This window comes from Burkholderia singularis (assembly GCF_001718875.1).
GTDB lineage: Bacteria > Pseudomonadota > Gammaproteobacteria > Burkholderiales > Burkholderiaceae > Burkholderia > Burkholderia singularis.
In genome coordinates this window covers 1,943,559-1,959,520 of sequence record NZ_CP013449.1, presented here as the reverse complement: position 1 = coordinate 1,959,520, position 15,962 = coordinate 1,943,559, and the positions used below count along the sequence as shown (strand labels likewise).

Here is a 15,962-nt window from a genome sequence, read left to right as displayed (position 1 = left end):
GAGTCCAGTGTCCACTACCATGAACGACATCGACGAATCGATCAAGGACTGTCTGATCATCGGCTTTCATGACCCGAGCTTCTCGGATTTCGTAGAGATGATGCGCGGTACGGGAGAAGATACGGGTGCGTTCCGCGACTTGAACCTGACGTTCACCGAAGTGGGAGGCGTGCCGTTACGCTGTCTCGATCTGATCAATCACTTGATGACCGAAGCGGGGATGCCGCCCGATACGCCCTATGAGAATTGCGATTTCGTCTGGCCGGTGGTCCTGTATCTCGGTTCTTTTCTCCACCGCCGAGGGTTCTCGTTCGATTATGTGAGCCTGTTCCATCGCGAGAAGGACGAACTGCCCGAACGCTTCGAAGGCAAGCGTTTTCGCAGCGTGGTCATCACGACGACGGTATATGTGTCGCCACAGCCGATCATCGAAATCGTCGAATATCTGCGCTCGATAGGCATCGACGCGCCGATCATCATCGGGGGGCCGTACATCTCGAACCAGCACAAAGTCATGTCGGAGGACGAACTGTCGCTGCTCTTCAACTTCATCGGCGGCGATGTCTATGTCATCAGTTCGGAAGGCGAAACGACGCTTGCGAAAATCATCGCACGGCTGAAGGCGGGCGAAAGCCTCGACGGAATCCCGAACATCGCCGTGGCGAGTGCAGACGGGGCAGCATTCGATTTTCATCCGCTGGAAACCGAACGCAATGAACTGCACGACGAGCCGATCGACTATTCGCTGTTCGGGCCGGAGGCGATCGGCCGTTTTGTGTCGTTGCGTACCGCCAAGTCGTGCCCGTTCAACTGTAATTTCTGCGGTTTTCCGCAGCGTGCGGGCAATTACGTCTATACGGATCTCGATTACGTCGAACGGGAACTCGATGCGATCGCGGAGCTTGGCACCGTGTCGACGCTCACATTTCTCGACGATACGTTCAATGTGCCGAAAGGCCGTTTCAAGTCGATCCTGCGTTTGATGATCGATCGTGGCTATGGGTTTCGCTGGAATTCGTTTTACCGCTCCGATCATGGCGACGCCGAAACGATCGAACTGATGGCCGCTTCCGGCTGCGAGGGCGTGTTTCTCGGCATCGAATCCGGCTGTGACCGCATCCTCGAGTTGATGAACAAGGCGGCGAGAAAGAAGCACTACGGCGCAGCCATCGACAAATTCCGGGAAGTCGGCATTACGACGTATGGCTCGTTCATTATCGGCTTTCCCGGCGAGACGCGCGATTCGGTGTTCGAAACAATGGAATTCATCGAGACACACGCGCCGACTTTCTATCGCGCCCAACTTTTCTATCTCGATCCGGCTACGCCGGTGTGGCGCGATCGCGAGAAGCTCGGCGTCGTCGGCGGCGGTTTCGAGTGGCGGCATCCGACGATGGACAACCATGAAGCCAGCGCGCTGATCGAGCATATGTTCGTGACGATCCGGAATTCGGTGTGGTGTCCTCAGAACGGCTTCGAGGATTGGAGCATCTATTATTTGATGCGCCACGGCTTCTCGCGCGACGACGTCATATCGTTCGTGCGAGGCTTCAACGAGCTGGTCGGGATGAAGTTCGTGACGCCGGATAATCCGTCGGCGCGGAGCGACGTGATGGCGAGATTGCGCAACATCGCGATTGCGGCGCGGCGGCGATATCTGGCCGAGCCGAGCGCGCCGATGCCTGTGCCGAGGCCGCGTACCGCGCTCTCACGCGCGAAGGTGCTGCCCATTCTCCCGCAATGAGCGTGACGTGGAGCAAGACGATGACGACTCCGGAAACAAGCAGTCCTGTTCAATCGGCGGAACTGATCGCGCAGATGTTGTTGCAGATCGTGCCGGATGTATTGAAGCGTGCGGAAGTGTCGAGCGGCGAGGATTTGTTTGCGACATACGGCATGCAGTCGCTGACGGCGCTGCGTGTCGTGGTGGCTATGCGTGCGCGAAATATCGGATTGTCGATCGGTGATTTGTATTTGCATCGAACCATCGATGCGGTTGCGGGGCACTTGGCGAGCGTATCCGCGAGTGCGCCGCGCACGTGAACAGGGACGAGCGGCGCTACCCGCCGCGACTCGGCGACGTACTCTCCGGTTCCGCCGCGAGCGGCGCAGCCGCGCTGGATGAGGATGTGGCCAGTGGGGGCGGGCCGTGCGTCGAGCGGCTTTGAGGGCGGCTATCCGAGCATGTTAGGCACGGCGCCGGCGCATGCGTAAAATGACTGGCACTTCATTGTCCGCACGCGTTTTCATGCCGCTTCCGACTATTCCCACCGCTCCATTCTGCCCGGCTGAAGTCAAAGGCAGCATCGTCGTCGATGCGCGGGTTTCGCGCATCGCGAAGCTGCGCCGCTTCGCCGGCCCCGGCCTGTTGGTCGCGATCGGTTATATGGACCCCGGCAACTGGGCGACCGATATCCAGGCCGGCTCGCAATTCGGCTATGCGTTGCTGTGGGTTGTGGTGTTTTCGAGCCTCGCCGCAATCTTCCTGCAAATGCTCGCCGCGCGGCTGGGGCTTGCCGCCGGACGCGATCTCGCGCAAGCGAGCTATGAGCGCTACGGCCCGCTCGGGCGTGTCGTTCAATGGATCGCAGCCGAAGTGTCGATCATCGCGTGCGACATCGCCGAAGTGCTCGGCTGCGCGCTCGCGTTCAAGCTGCTGTTGGGCGTGCCGCTCGCATGGGGCATCGTGCTGACCGCGCTCGATACGATGATCGTGCTCGGCTTGCAAGGCAAGGGCTTTCGACAGATCGAGGCGATCGTCCTCGGCTTGATCGGCACGATGGCATTTTGTTTCGTCGCGCAAGTGGCGATGGTGCCGCCGGATTGGCGGGCGGTGCTGCACGGGCTCGCGCCGGGCGATCCGGGCCACGCCCGCAAGGACGCGGTCCTGCTCGCGCTTGGCATCGTCGGCGCGACGATCATGCCGCACAATCTATATCTGCATTCGTCGGTCGTGCAGACGCGGCGCGTCGTCGGCGGTGCGGGCGACGGCGTGCGCGACACGCTCGCGATAGTGCGCATCGATACCTGCGTGTCGCTGTTCGTCGCGATGCTCGTCAACGCGGCGATTCTGATTCTCGCGGGCGCCGCATTTCATACGGCGGGCCAGACCCAGGTTGCCGATATCGAGCAGGCGTACAAGCTGATCACGCCGCTTGTCGGCGGCGGGGCCGCTGTGCTGTTCGGCATCGCGCTGCTGGCCTCCGGCCAGAGTTCGACATTGACCGGCACGATCGCCGGTCAGGTCATCATGGACGGCTTTCTGCACGTGAAGATTCCGTGTTATCAACGTCGCTTGATTACGCGCGGGCTGGCACTCGTGCCCGCGCTCGTCGGCGTGTTGTGGCTCGGTGACGGCGCGGTCGGACAATTGCTGGTGTGGAGCCAGGTGTTGCTGAGCCTGCAATTGCCGTTCGCGATGTGGCCGCTGATCCGCTCGGTCAGCGACCCGCGCGTGATGAACGGCCACGCGATCGGCGGGTTCGCGCGGAGCGCCGCATGGGCGTTATTCGCGGTGATCGGCGGGACGAACCTACTGCTCATTTTTTATTCGTAAGCGCGGCGCAGTCGGTTCGTCTCATGTGTGGCGATTGTGGCGGCGCGTCCGGCCAACCAGGTGAGCCGAGCGCTCAGACCTGAGCAAGCGCTTGATCGAGGTCGGCGAGCAGATCGTCGATATGCTCGATGCCGATCGACAGCCGAACGGTTTCTTCCTTCACGCCCGCTTTGGCCAGCTCGTCGGGCGAGAGTTGGCGATGGGTCGTCGATGCGGGATGCGTGGCGAGCGATTTCGCGTCACCGATATTAACGAGCCGCGTGAACAGCTTCAGCGCGTCCTGGAACGCCGCGCCGGCCGCGCGGCCGCCTTTCACGCCGAACGTCAGGATGCCCGGCCCGCGGCCCGACAGATAGCGCTCGACGAGCGGATGGTCGCGATGATTCGGCAGTCCGGAATAATCGACCCATTCGACCTTGCTGTGCGCCGCGAGGTGCTGCGCGATTTTCAGCGCATTGTCGCTGATGCGATCGATGCGTAGCGCAAGCGTTTCGATGCCTTGCAGGATCTGAAACGCATTGAACGGGGAGATCGCCGCGCCGGTATTGCGCAGCGGCACGACACGCGCGCGGCCGATGTAAGCAGCTTCACCGAAAGCGTCGGTATAGACCACGCCGTGATAGCTGACGTCCGGTTCGTTCAACCGCTTGAAGCGCTCGGCGTGCTTGGCCCACGGGAAGCGGCCCGAATCGACGATCGCACCGCCCAGGCTCGTGCCGTGACCGCCGAGGTACTTGGTCAGCGAATGGACGACGATGTCCGCACCATGCTCGAACGGCCGCTGCAAATAGGGCGTCGGCACGGTGTTGTCGACGATCAGCGGCACGCCGTGACGATGCGCGAGTTCGGCGAGCGCGGCGATGTCGGTGATGTTGCCGAGCGGGTTGCCGACGGATTCGGCGAAGATCGCCTTCGTGCGCGAATCGATTAGCGCTTCGAACGAAGCGGGATTGCGCGGATCGGTGAACCGGGCCGTGATGCCGTATTGCGGCAATGTGTGCGCGAACAGGTTATAGGTGCCGCCGTACAGCGTGCTTGCCGAAACGATGTTGTCGCCTGCTTCCGCGATCGTGAGAATCGAATAGGTGACGGCCGCCTGCCCGGATGCGAGCGCGAGCGCGCCAATGCCGCCTTCGAGTGCCGCGACGCGCGCTTCGAGCACGCCGTTCGTCGGATTCATGATCCGCGAATAGATGTTGCCTTCGACTTTCAGGTCGAACAGATCGGCGCCGTGCTGAGTGTCGTCGAACGCAAACGCGACGGTCTGATAGATCGGCACCGCAGCCGCGCGAGTCGTGGGATCGGGGCGATAGCCGCCGTGAACGGCAATGGTTTCGAGACGCCAATCGGCGGCGGATGCGGGTTCGGCCATAAAGGGCTCCGGTCGATCAATCGGATGAAATGAAGTGCGCGTGAAAGTGTCGCTCGATTATATGGGCCGTGTCACCACGCCTTTAGCTCGTTTGGTGACAAGCTTATGCGCGGCTGCCGGCGTTTGGGTTTTGCGGCGAGCCGGCATCGCATGCATCGTGAAAATCGATTCGGCACATTGCCGGCGGCGCGATGTAGAGCAATTGGCGCCGGCTCGTCAAAGGCGCCAAGGATCAAAGGGACGGGCGTTCCCGTTCGCGTAGCGAATGCCGCATTTTTGCAATCGCACGATCGTTGCGGCAAATCGCCGCAAAATAACTCGGCGTGGCCGCATGTGCCTGTCAAGTTGAGCACGCGTGCATGCTCCGGCGAAGCTTGCGTCAGAGGCAGCATGGCGGGCGCCGGTATACGCATCCGGTTGATTGGCGATTCGTTCCATTGGCGGGGGAAGCCGTCAGCGAGTTTTGACCACTTCGTTGCGCACCCTGATCGAGTAAGCAAACGCAAACCGCCCGAGCACCGCATTTGCATTCTCTTCCAACGCGGCGTCGGCAAGCGACACTTCCAGTACGATGCCGCCTCTGACCGGATCGCTGTGCGCGTCGACGCAAGCGCCCTCGATGCCTGCGTCGGCCAGCGCCGCGTGCAACGCGTCGATCGTTTCCCGGCGCTTGAGTTCGGGCTTGAAAATTTTGCCGACAGCCGTGATCGGCAGCGCTTCGACGATGTGAATCCGTTTCGGCTGCGCGGCGCGCTCGCCGATCGTGGCACCCGCGAAGCGCATCAGCTCGTCCTCGGTCACGACGGCGCCAGGCTTGAGCTGCACGTAGGCGACGGGCAGCTCGCCCGCGTGGGCGTCCGGGCGTCCGATGGCGGCGGCGATTTGCACGGCGCGATGGCGGTGCAGCACGTCCTCGATTACCGCTGGGTCGATGTTATGTCCGCCGCGAATGATCAGTTCCTTTTTGCGCCCGGCCAGCCAGAAATAGCCGTCGGCATCGCGCCGGCCCAGATCGCCGGTGTTGAGCCAGCGCGTGCCGTCACCAAGATCGAGCCAGAGCCCGCGGTTCTGTTCGGGATTCGTATAGCCGGCAAACACGTTCGGCCCCGAAATCGCGAGCACGCCGATTTCGTCGGTTGCGCAATCCCGCACGTATTGCCCGGTATCGTCGACGATCACGGCTTTCATCGCTTGACCGGGAATCCGCAGCCCGATCGAGCCGATCTTGCGTTCGCCCAACGGTGGATTCACGCTGCTGACGCAAGCGCCTTCGGTCAGTCCGTAACCCTCCAGAATGCGTACACCCGTGCGTTCCTGAAATTTTCGAAAGACTTCGACGGGCATTGGCGCGGCGCCGCATAGCGCGTATTCGAGTGAGCGCAGGTCGCGACCGTCGACCGGCACGTCGAGCAGCGCGGCATAGAGCGTCGGCACGCCGCTGAAAAAGTTGATCCGATGATGCTCGACGATATCCCAGAAACGCCCGACGACGCCGTCGCCGCGGTAGCCTTGCGGCGTGCCGAGTACGACATGGGCGCCGCGTGAGAACGGCAGCAGACCGGTGACGAATACGGCATTGACATGAAACAGCGGCAGGCCGCAAAAAACGGTTTTGCCTGGGCCGATGTCGGTGCCGAGAAACTGGCTTGCGCTCCAGGTGTTGCTGACTTCGTTGCGATGCCGGCGCATCGCGATCTTGGGCAGACCGGTGGTGCCGCCCGTGCAGAAATATGACGATAAGTCATCCGAATCGAATGTGCGGCCGCTAACGAGTGCAGCGCCGGATTCGCGTTGGATCGCTTGCCGGAAATCGTGAACGTCGACGTGCGCGGGCACGGCGCGGCGAATCGCCCGCCGCGCGCCGCCGGGGCCGTGCAGGCGCGCGCACTCGCGCCGTTGCAGCATGTGCGCGGCGATGCCACGCAACCCGTGGACGTGGTCGGCGAGATTGACCAGCACCAGGTGGCGCAGCGACGCAACACGGTCGAGCGCCGGTTGGATTTTCTGCCATAGATCGACGCCGGGGAAGGGCGCGAGCGTGACGAGCACGCTTGCACCCGACGCGTTCAGCAACGCGGCGATCGCATCGCGTTCGAGCAGCGGGTTGATCGCGCAGACGATGCCGGCCGCCTCGCCGCCCCAGATCACGAAATGCGTTTCGGGCAGATTCGGCAAGACATATGCGACGACGTGATCGCGGCCGATACCGAGCCGGGTGAACAGGTTCGCGGTGCGTGTGATGTCGCGCACCAGTTCTCGATATGTCCAGCGCTCGACGTTGCGGTGGTTTTGTGCGCGCAGGAAGAACGACAGCGCGGGTGCGGACGGATCGATTGCCGCGCCGCGGCAAATCATTTCATAGGTGCTCGCCGGCAGATCCGACGGCCACGCTTGCGATTCGATTGCAGCGACGTCTGCTTCGGTGGCGATCCCTTTCATGTGGCCTCGTCGACGACAGAGTTGCGCTCAGTGCCGGGATCGAGCGGCCGGCCGCTCCTGACGATCCGCGACTCCACGACTTCGCCTGCCGGTTGCTTCGTGCGCCCGAAGGTGCGCGTGTGGGCGGGTTGGCGAGTGCCGTAGCAGGACCATACACGAGATTGGCCGTCGAAGCTTGATCGAAAGGTTCGCAGTAGACGGCCGAACCAACCGCTGTCGGACGGCAGGCGGCGCGAGCGGACCTGGATGCTGCGGCAAATCTCGTCGGCCCCGTGCGTGGAGCGGGGCTGCATTGTTCCGCGGAGCAATCCAATATGTAATCCTCAACACACAGATACGCATGGTGACGTCGCATACTCAAAGCGGACTCCATGCAGCACGGAACGTCACTGAACGAACCGGCAGAGAGAGGGCGGGATGAATAAGGGCTTGGAGCAGGATCGCATCAATCAGGCGGCATGGCGCAGTTCCAGTTCGCTGCGCGCGTATGGGAGCGCGTCCGGTTGGTCCGATCCCGGCGAGGAGGCGGCGTTCGAATGGTTGGCCGCGCGGGTGGACGGCGGACCGATTCTCGATGTCGGCGTGGGCGGCGGGCGCACCGTGCCGCTGTTGAAGACGCTCGGTGACGACTATATCGCCGTGGATTACACCAGCGAGCTGGTCGACGTTTGCCGGCGCAATCACCCGGATACGCGTGTCTATTTGATGGATGCGCGTGATCTGTCGGCATTTGCGGACGGCAGCTTTTCGCTCGTCGTATTCAGCTACAACGGCATCGACGCGGTCGATCACGACGGCCGTGTATCGGTGTTAAACGAATTTTCGCGCGTGCTGAAACCGGGCGGCCTTATGTGGTTCTCGACGCACAATCTCGCCGGGCCGAGCTACCGCGAGGGGCCCGCGCAATTGATTCGATGGCCGCAGCGTTCGGCCAATCCACTGGCTGCGGCGATCGACGCAGCCAGAATCGTCTATACGGTGCCGATCGGCACGTTGAATTACTGGCGCAATTCGCGTTTCAATCAGGAATTCGATGGATATGCGCGGCGCGTATGCGCGGCGCATAAGTTCGGAATCCTCGTCACCTACACCGATTTCGCTACTCAGCGGCGGCAATTGGACGCAGCGGGCTTTCATCTGCAAGCTGCATTCGGTAGTTCAACGGGCAGGCAGTTGCGGGACGATCAGGATATGAGCGGCGAAGCATGGTTCCATTTCATCGCGAGCAAACGCGGCGCGTAGCGGCGCGCACGTGCATGGTGCGTGGCGGGCGCGGCGTGGCGCGGACGTTCGGTGAATGCGTGGGCGCGTCGCGGTTTGCGGTTCGAGCACGGGTACTTTTGCGCGTGCGCCGTGCTGTGCGGTGATGCACCCGTGAATCGCGTTGGCCGCTGCGTTGGCATGCGGTGTGCTGCCGAGCCTACCGGTCTTTGCGAGCGGATTGTGCCGAAAGCTTGCGCCACAGCGTCGTCTTGCTGATGCCAAGCATGGCGCAAGCGCGGTCGCGGTCGCCGCCGCACGCGTCGAGTACCGCGCGGATTTCGTCGGCTTCCGCGCGGCGGCGGCGTTGCGTGAGCGTCAAAGGCAGTGCCGCACGGCCGCCGCCGGTTTCACCGAGATCGTCGTGCGTATCGGCGGGGCGGATCGCGGCGTCGGGGTTGGCTTTCGACGCAGCGCAATCGTCCGGCGTGTTTCGTGCGCCCGGCAGCACTTCCGGCGCGATCGCGCGCAGCGTGTCGACGCTGACGCGCCAGTCTGCGTCGGCGCCGCCCGCATCGGCCAATTCCACCGCAATCCGCTCGATCACGTTTTGCAGCTCGCGCACGTTGCCCGGCCACCGGTAACGCATTAACGCGTCGTTCGCCGGCGCGAGCGCGCGCGCCGCATCTTCGGCATCGCGCAGCCGCCCGCCGATGCGCGGTTCGCGCTGCGCGGCCTGGGCGAGCAGCGTCGCGGCGAGCGCGGGAATGTCGCTCGCGCGCTCGCGCAGCGGCGGCAGCCCGATATTCAGGATGTTCAGCCGGTAGTACAGATCGGCGCGGAACGTGCCCGCCTCGACTGCCGCAAGAAGCGGCCGATGCGTTGCCGCGACGACGCGGATGTCGATCAGCACCGGTTCGGTCGAGCCGACGCGCACCACTTCGCGCTCCTGCAGCACGCGCAGCAGCCGGCTTTGCAGCGACGGCGGCATCTCGCCGATCTCGTCGAGAAACAGCGTGCCGCGATGCGCGGCCTCGAAGAGCCCCGCCTTGCCGCCGCGCCGCGCGCCCGTGAACGCGCCTTCGTCGTAGCCGAACAACTCGCTTTCGAGCAGCGCCTCCGGAAACGCGCCGCAATTTACCGCGACGAACGGATATTTGCGGCGTGCGGATAACGCATGCAGGCTCTGCGCGATCATCTCCTTGCCGGTGCCGCTTTCGCCGAGGATCAGCACGGTTGCGTCCGATTTGGCGTAGCGCCGTGCGAGGTCGCGCGCGCGCGCGATTTCGCGCGACGCGCCGACGATGTCGTCGAGCCGGTAGCGCGCGGTGAACTGCCGGCCGTGCTGTTGCGTGCGCAGGGTACGGTCGAGCCGCTCCACCGCGCGCGATTCCTGGAACGTCAGCACGCTGCCCGGCGCGCGGCCGCCGATGCCGGTCGCGAGCGGCCCGCGATGGACCACATAGCGCACGCCGCGCACGGTCGCGAGCGTGTCGCCGTCGGCCGCGCGCAGCGTGCGCAGCTCGGGCGTGAGTTCGGACAGCGCGCGGCCGACGGCAGCCGACGGCTCGACGCCGAGCGCGCGCGCGAGCCGCTCGTTGATCGCCTCCACGCGCCCGTCGCCGTCGAGCGCGACGACCCCGTCGCGCAGATGCTGGAGCAGATTGTCGAGCCGCTGGCGGCGCAGCGCTTCGCCGTGCGTGGCGTGCGCGACTTCGAGCGCGGTGTCCACGGCCGCGCGCACCGACGCGTGCGAGTACAGAAACACCGCGCCCATTCCGACGTTCGCGGCGAGATCGGTGACGAGCCCCGGTCCCACCACCGTCTCGATGCCGCGTTCGCGCAGCTCGAGCACGCGCAGGCGCGCCTCCTGCGCGGTCTGGTACGACGCGAACGCGACGTCGAGCCCATATGCGGCGGCGAGGCTGCGCACCTCGGCCGGCGCGTCGCCGTGGCTGACGAACGCGATGCGCGCCGCGTCGCGCCGTGCGCGGGCGAGCGCGTGCATCACGTCGAAGCCGGTCGGATTGACGAGCACGACGGGCACGCGCACGCGCGTTTTCAGATACGTGCCGTTCGAGCCTGCGGCGACGATCGCGTCGGGCCGCTCGGCGCCCGCGGTCGCGAGCGCGGTGATCGCTTCCTCGTAGCCGCGCGCGACGATGCGCAGGTCGGCGCGTTCGTCGTACTCGTCGGCGATGTCACGAAACAGCGCGCGCAGCCGGCTGATGCCGACTGCCCAGATGCGAGGGCGCACGCCCGTGTCGGTCGCAAGGAGGCTCATCGGGGCGGGGCGGCGCTCGGGCGCGCCGGACGAAGTGAGGACCGTGCCATTATCGCGCGATGATTGCAAATATGGAATTTTAGTTTCTAAATTGAAATCATCGGTGCCTCGCACGGAACCGGGAATGAGTGCAGAATCAGCACGTTAGCGCGAAGCAAGCAAGCTGGCGCGGTCTTTGCTGGAATAGCGGCCATCATTTCAGGAGGAGTCGATGAGCAACCCACAACCTACCAGCGCGGGCGCGAAGTTCCGCGCGGCCGTCGCGGCCGAGCAGCCGCTGCAGGTGGTCGGCGCGATCACCGCGTATGCCGCGAAGATGGCCGAGGCGGTCGGTTTCAAGGCGGTTTATCTGTCGGGCGGCGGCGTTGCCGCGAACTCGCTGGGCATTCCCGATCTGGGCATCAGCACGATGGACGACGTGCTGATCGACGCGAACCGGATCACCAACGCGACCAGCCTGCCGTTGCTCGTCGATATCGATACAGGCTGGGGCGGCGCGTTCAATATCGCGCGCACGATCCGCTCGTTCATCAAGGCGGGCGTCGCGGCCGTGCATCTGGAGGACCAGGTCGGGCAGAAGCGTTGCGGCCACCGGCCCGGTAAGGAGTGCGTGCCGGCCGGCGAGATGGTCGACCGGATCAAGGCGGCCGTCGACGCGCGCACCGACGACGGCTTCGTCATCATGGCGCGCACCGACGCGGCCGCGGCCGAGGGGCTCGATTCGGCGATCGAGCGCGCGGTCGCCTATGTCGAGGCGGGCGCGGACATGATCTTCCCCGAGGCGATGAAGACGCTCGACGACTACCGGCGTTTCAAGGCGGCCGTCAAGGTGCCGATTCTCGCGAACCTGACCGAGTTCGGCTCGACGCCGTTCTTCACGACGGACGAACTGAGGAGCGCGAACGTCGACATCGCGCTTTATTGCTGCGGCGCTTACCGTGCGATGAACAAGGCCGCGCTGAACTTCTACGAAACGGTGCGCCGCGACGGCACGCAAAAAGCCGCGGTGCCGACGATGCAAACGCGCGCGGAACTCTACGATTATCTCGGCTATTACGCATACGAAGAGAAGCTCGACCGGCTCTTCAGCGAAGGCCGCAACTGAAGCGGCCCCCGGATTCAAGGATTCGAACCCCAGGAGAACGAACAATGAGCGAGACGAAAGAAGCAACGGCAACGAGCGCGGCGGGCGGTTTCAAGCCGAAGAAATCGGTCGCGCTGTCGGGCGTTGCGGCGGGCAACACCGCGCTATGCACGGTCGGCAAGACCGGCAACGACCTGCATTACCGCGGATACGACATTCTCGATATCGCTGGCTCGAGCGAATTCGAGGAAATTGCACACCTGCTCGTGCATGAGACGCTGCCGAACGTGACCGAACTCGCCGCGTACAAGACCAAGCTGCGCGCGCTGCGCGGGCTGCCGGCGAACGTGAAGGCCGCGCTCGAATGGGTGCCCGCGTCCGCGCATCCGATGGACGTGATGCGCACCGGCGTATCGGTGCTCGGCACCGTGCTGCCGGAGAAGGACGATCACAATCTGCCGGGCGCACGCGATATCGCGGACCGGCTGATGGCGTCGCTCGGCTCGATACTGCTGTACTGGTATCACTATTCGCACAACGGCCGCCGGATCGAGACCGAAACCGACGACGACTCGATCGGCGGCCACTTTCTGCATCTGCTGCACGGCAAGGAGCCGTCCAAATCATGGGTGGCGGCGATGCACGCGTCGCTGATCCTGTACGCGGAGCATGAATTCAACGCGTCGACGTTCACCGGCCGCGTGATCGCCGGCACGGGCTCGGACATCTATTCGGCGATCACCGGCGCGATCGGCGCGCTGCGCGGGCCGAAACATGGCGGCGCGAACGAAGTCGCCTACGAGATTCAGAGCCGCTACCGCACGCCCGACGAGGCAGAGGCCGATATCCGCCGCCGTGTCGAGAACAAGGAAGTGGTGATCGGCTTCGGCCATCCGGTCTACACGATTTCCGATCCGCGCAATAAGGTGATCAAGGAGATCGCGCGCAAGCTGTCGAAGGAGGCGGGCGACATGAAGCTGTTCAACATCGCCGAGCGGCTCGAATCGGTGATGTGGGACGCGAAGAAGATGTTTCCGAACCTCGACTGGTTCAGCGCCGTGTCGTACCGGATGATGGGCGTGCCGACCGCGATGTTCACGCCGCTGTTCGTGATCGCGCGCACGTCCGGCTGGAGCGCGCATATCATCGAGCAGCGGATCGACAACAAGATCATCCGCCCGAGCGCGAACTACACCGGCCCGGAAAACCTGAAATTCGTGCCGATCGAGAAACGCTGAGCGGGCCGGCGCGGCGCCTGGGCGCGATGCCCGCGCCGCGCGCCCGCCGGCGCGTTTGCCCCACGCGGTAGCCTTGCCGCCGGGCGCCGATCGTTACCTGTGTGTCCCCACGCCATGAATACTGCTTACCGCAAACCCCTGCCCGGCGCGTCGCTCGATTTCTTCGACGCGCGCGCCGCCGTCGACGCGATCCGCCCGGGCGCTTACGACACGCTGCCCTACACGTCGCGTGTGCTCGCCGAAAACCTGGTGCGGCGATGCGACCCGGCGATCCTCGACGATTCGCTGCGTCAGCTCGTCGAGCGCAAGCGCGAGCGCGATTTCCCGTGGTATCCGGCGCGCGTCGTCTGCCACGACATTCTCGGCCAGACCGCGCTCGTCGATCTCGCGGGCCTGCGCGACGCGATCGCCGAACGCGGCGGCGATCCGGCGAAGGTCAATCCGGTCGTGCCCGTGCAACTGATCGTCGATCATTCGCTTGCCGTCGAATGCGGCGGCTTCGATCCGGACGCGTTCGCGAAGAACCGCGCGATCGAGGATCGCCGCAACGAGGACCGTTTTCATTTCATCGACTGGACCAAGCGCGCGTTCGAGAACGTCGATGTGATTCCGCCCGGCAACGGCATCATGCACCAGATCAATCTGGAGAAAATGTCGCCCGTGATTCAGGTGCACGACGGCGTCGCGTATCCGGACACCTGCGTCGGCACCGATAGCCACACGCCGCACGTCGATGCGCTCGGCGTGATCGCGATCGGCGTGGGCGGGCTGGAGGCGGAGAACGTGATGCTCGGCCGCGCGTCGTGGATGCGGCTGCCGGATATCGTCGGCGTCGAGCTGACCGGCAGGCGGCAGCCCGGCATCACCGCGACCGACATCGTGCTCGCGCTGACCGAGTTCCTGCGCCGCGAGAAGGTGGTCGGCGCGTATCTCGAATTTCGCGGTGAAGGCGCGGCGAGCCTCACGCTCGGCGATCGCGCGACGATCTCGAACATGGCGCCCGAATACGGCGCGACGGCCGCGATGTTCTTCATCGACAGCCAGACGATCGACTATCTGCGCCTGACGGGGCGCAGCGACGAGCAGGTCAAGCTCGTCGAAACCTATGCGAAGCAAACGGGCCTGTGGGCCGATACGCTGCAACACGCGCAGTACGAGCGCACGCTGACGTTCGATCTGTCGTCGGTCGTGCGCAACATGGCCGGCCCGTCGAATCCGCACAAGCGGTTGCCGACGTCCGATCTCGCCGCGCGGGGCATTGCCGGCAAGTGGGAACAGAAGGCGGACGAAATGCCGGACGGCGCGGTGATCATCGCTGCCATCACAAGCTGCACAAACACCAGTAACCCGCGCAACGTGATCGCCGCGGGCCTGCTCGCGCGCAACGCGAATGCGCGCGGCCTCACGCGCAAGCCGTGGGTGAAGAGTTCGCTCGCGCCGGGCTCGAAGGCGGTGGAGCTGTATCTGAACGAGGCGAACCTGCTGCCGGAGCTGGAAAAGCTCGGTTTTGGCATCGTCGCGTTCGCATGCACGACGTGCAACGGGATGTCGGGCGCGCTCGATCCGAAGATTCAGCAGGAAATCGTCGAGCGCGATTTGTATGCGACCGCCGTGCTGTCGGGCAACCGCAACTTCGACGGCCGCATCCATCCGTATGCGAAGCAGGCGTTTCTCGCGTCGCCGCCGCTCGTCGTCGCGTATGCGATCGCGGGCACGATCCGCTTCGATATCGAGAAGGACGCGCTCGGCGTGGATCAGCACGGCAAGCCGGTGACGCTGAAGGACATCTGGCCGAGCGACGACGAAATCGACGCGATCGTCGCGTCGAGCGTGAAGCCCGAGCAATTCCGCCAGGTCTACGAACCGATGTTCGCGCGCGCCGCCCACGCAGGCGAGCGGGCCGCGCCGCTGTACGACTGGCGGCCGCAGAGCACGTACATTCGCCGCCCGCCGTACTGGGAAGGCGCGCTCGCGGGCGAGCGCACGCTCAGCGGCATGCGCGCGCTCGCCGTGCTCGGCGACAATATCACGACCGATCACCTGTCGCCGTCGAACGCGATCCTGCCGACGAGCGCGGCGGGCGAGTATCTTGCGAAGATGGGCGTGCCGGAGGAAGACTTCAATTCGTATGCGACGCATCGCGGCGATCACCTGACCGCGCAGCGCGCGACGTTCGCGAATCCGACGCTGAAGAACGAAATGGTGCGCGACGAGGCGGGCAACGTGAAGCCGGGCTCGCTTGCGCGGATCGAGCCCGAAGGCCGCATCACACGGATGTGGGAGGCGATCGAGACGTATATGGCGCGCAAGCAGCCGCTCGTCGTGATCGCGGGCGCGGACTATGGGCAAGGCTCGTCGCGCGATTGGGCGGCCAAGGGAGTGCGGCTGGCGGGCGTCGAGGCGATCGTCGCCGAGGGGTTCGAGCGGATTCACCGCACGAACCTGATCGGCATGGGCGTGCTGCCGCTCGAGTTCAAGCCCGGCACGAACCGCTTGACGCTCGGCATCGACGGCACGGAGACGTTCGACGTGATCGGCGAACGCACGCCGTGCGCAACGCTGACGCTCGTGATTCACCGCCGGAACGGCGAACGTGTCGAGACGCCCGTGACGTGCCGGCTCGATACCGCCGAGGAAGTGTCGATCTACGAAGCGGGCGGCGTGCTGCAGCGTTTCGCGCAGGATTTCCTCGAATCGTCGAAGGCGGCTTGAACGCGCAGCGCGCGCCGGGCTGCGTGGTTTGATGCGGCAGACGGCGTGGCGGTGCGGCGGTATAGGGCGTCGGGTGC

Annotated in this window: 10 protein-coding genes; 7 read left to right on the top strand and 3 right to left on the bottom strand. The window is 64.6% G+C overall.

Annotated features, from left to right (window positions below; genetic code table 11):
- Window positions 1–7: 7 nt before the first annotated feature.
- From AQ611_RS23975 to AQ611_RS23965, 3 genes are all read left to right on the top strand, one after another.
- Entirely contained in the window at window positions 8–1,744 is a 1,737-nt protein-coding gene (locus AQ611_RS23975; RefSeq protein WP_180978118.1) for a PhpK family radical SAM P-methyltransferase, read from the top strand.
- 20 nt (window positions 1,745–1,764) lie between these two features.
- Window positions 1,765–2,043, top strand: coding sequence for an acyl carrier protein (locus tag AQ611_RS23970; protein ID WP_176704034.1), 279 nt, complete (start codon window positions 1,765–1,767; stop codon window positions 2,041–2,043).
- A gap of 205 nt (window positions 2,044–2,248) precedes the next feature.
- Window positions 2,249–3,556, top strand: coding sequence for an Nramp family divalent metal transporter (locus AQ611_RS23965; RefSeq protein ID WP_069236306.1), 1,308 nt, complete (start codon window positions 2,249–2,251; stop codon window positions 3,554–3,556).
- Window positions 3,557–3,629: 73 nt separating this feature from the next.
- Here AQ611_RS23965 and AQ611_RS23960 read toward each other — a convergent pair whose 3' ends face one another.
- Entirely contained in the window at window positions 3,630–4,928 is a 1,299-nt protein-coding gene (locus AQ611_RS23960; protein WP_069236305.1) for an O-acetylhomoserine aminocarboxypropyltransferase/cysteine synthase family protein, read from the bottom strand.
- Window positions 4,929–5,381: 453 nt separating this feature from the next.
- Window positions 5,382–7,367 carry an acyl-CoA synthetase gene (locus AQ611_RS23955; RefSeq protein WP_069236304.1) on the bottom strand — a complete coding sequence of 662 codons (1,986 nt, stop codon included), beginning with the start codon at window positions 7,365–7,367 and terminating at the stop codon, window positions 5,382–5,384.
- Window positions 7,368–7,784: 417 nt separating this feature from the next.
- Between AQ611_RS23955 and AQ611_RS23950 the strand changes: the two genes are divergently transcribed.
- On the top strand, window positions 7,785–8,609 hold the full coding sequence (locus tag AQ611_RS23950; RefSeq protein WP_069236303.1) for a class I SAM-dependent methyltransferase: 825 nt from the start codon (window positions 7,785–7,787) through the stop codon (window positions 8,607–8,609).
- Between the two features lie 178 nt (window positions 8,610–8,787).
- Here the strand turns inward: AQ611_RS23950 and prpR are convergent, their stop codons facing one another.
- A complete protein-coding gene (gene prpR, locus AQ611_RS23945; RefSeq protein ID WP_069236302.1) occupies window positions 8,788–10,851 on the bottom strand; it encodes a propionate catabolism operon regulatory protein PrpR in 2,064 nt (687 codons plus the stop codon).
- A gap of 211 nt (window positions 10,852–11,062) precedes the next feature.
- Between prpR and prpB the strand changes: the two genes are divergently transcribed.
- From prpB to acnD, 3 genes are all read left to right on the top strand, one after another.
- Complete coding sequence (prpB, locus tag AQ611_RS23940; protein ID WP_059512665.1) at window positions 11,063–11,956, top strand: methylisocitrate lyase; 894 nt, start codon at window positions 11,063–11,065, stop codon at window positions 11,954–11,956.
- 44 nt (window positions 11,957–12,000) lie between these two features.
- Window positions 12,001–13,173 (top strand): bifunctional 2-methylcitrate synthase/citrate synthase, encoded by a 1,173-nt coding sequence (gene prpC, locus AQ611_RS23935; RefSeq protein WP_059512666.1) that lies wholly within the window; start codon window positions 12,001–12,003, stop codon window positions 13,171–13,173.
- A 114-nt stretch (window positions 13,174–13,287) separates the two neighbouring features.
- Window positions 13,288–15,885: a Fe/S-dependent 2-methylisocitrate dehydratase AcnD gene (acnD, locus tag AQ611_RS23930; RefSeq protein WP_069236301.1), complete on the top strand. Its 2,598-nt coding sequence runs from the start codon at window positions 13,288–13,290 to the stop codon at window positions 15,883–15,885.
- The last annotated feature ends 77 nt before the right edge of the window (window positions 15,886–15,962 follow it).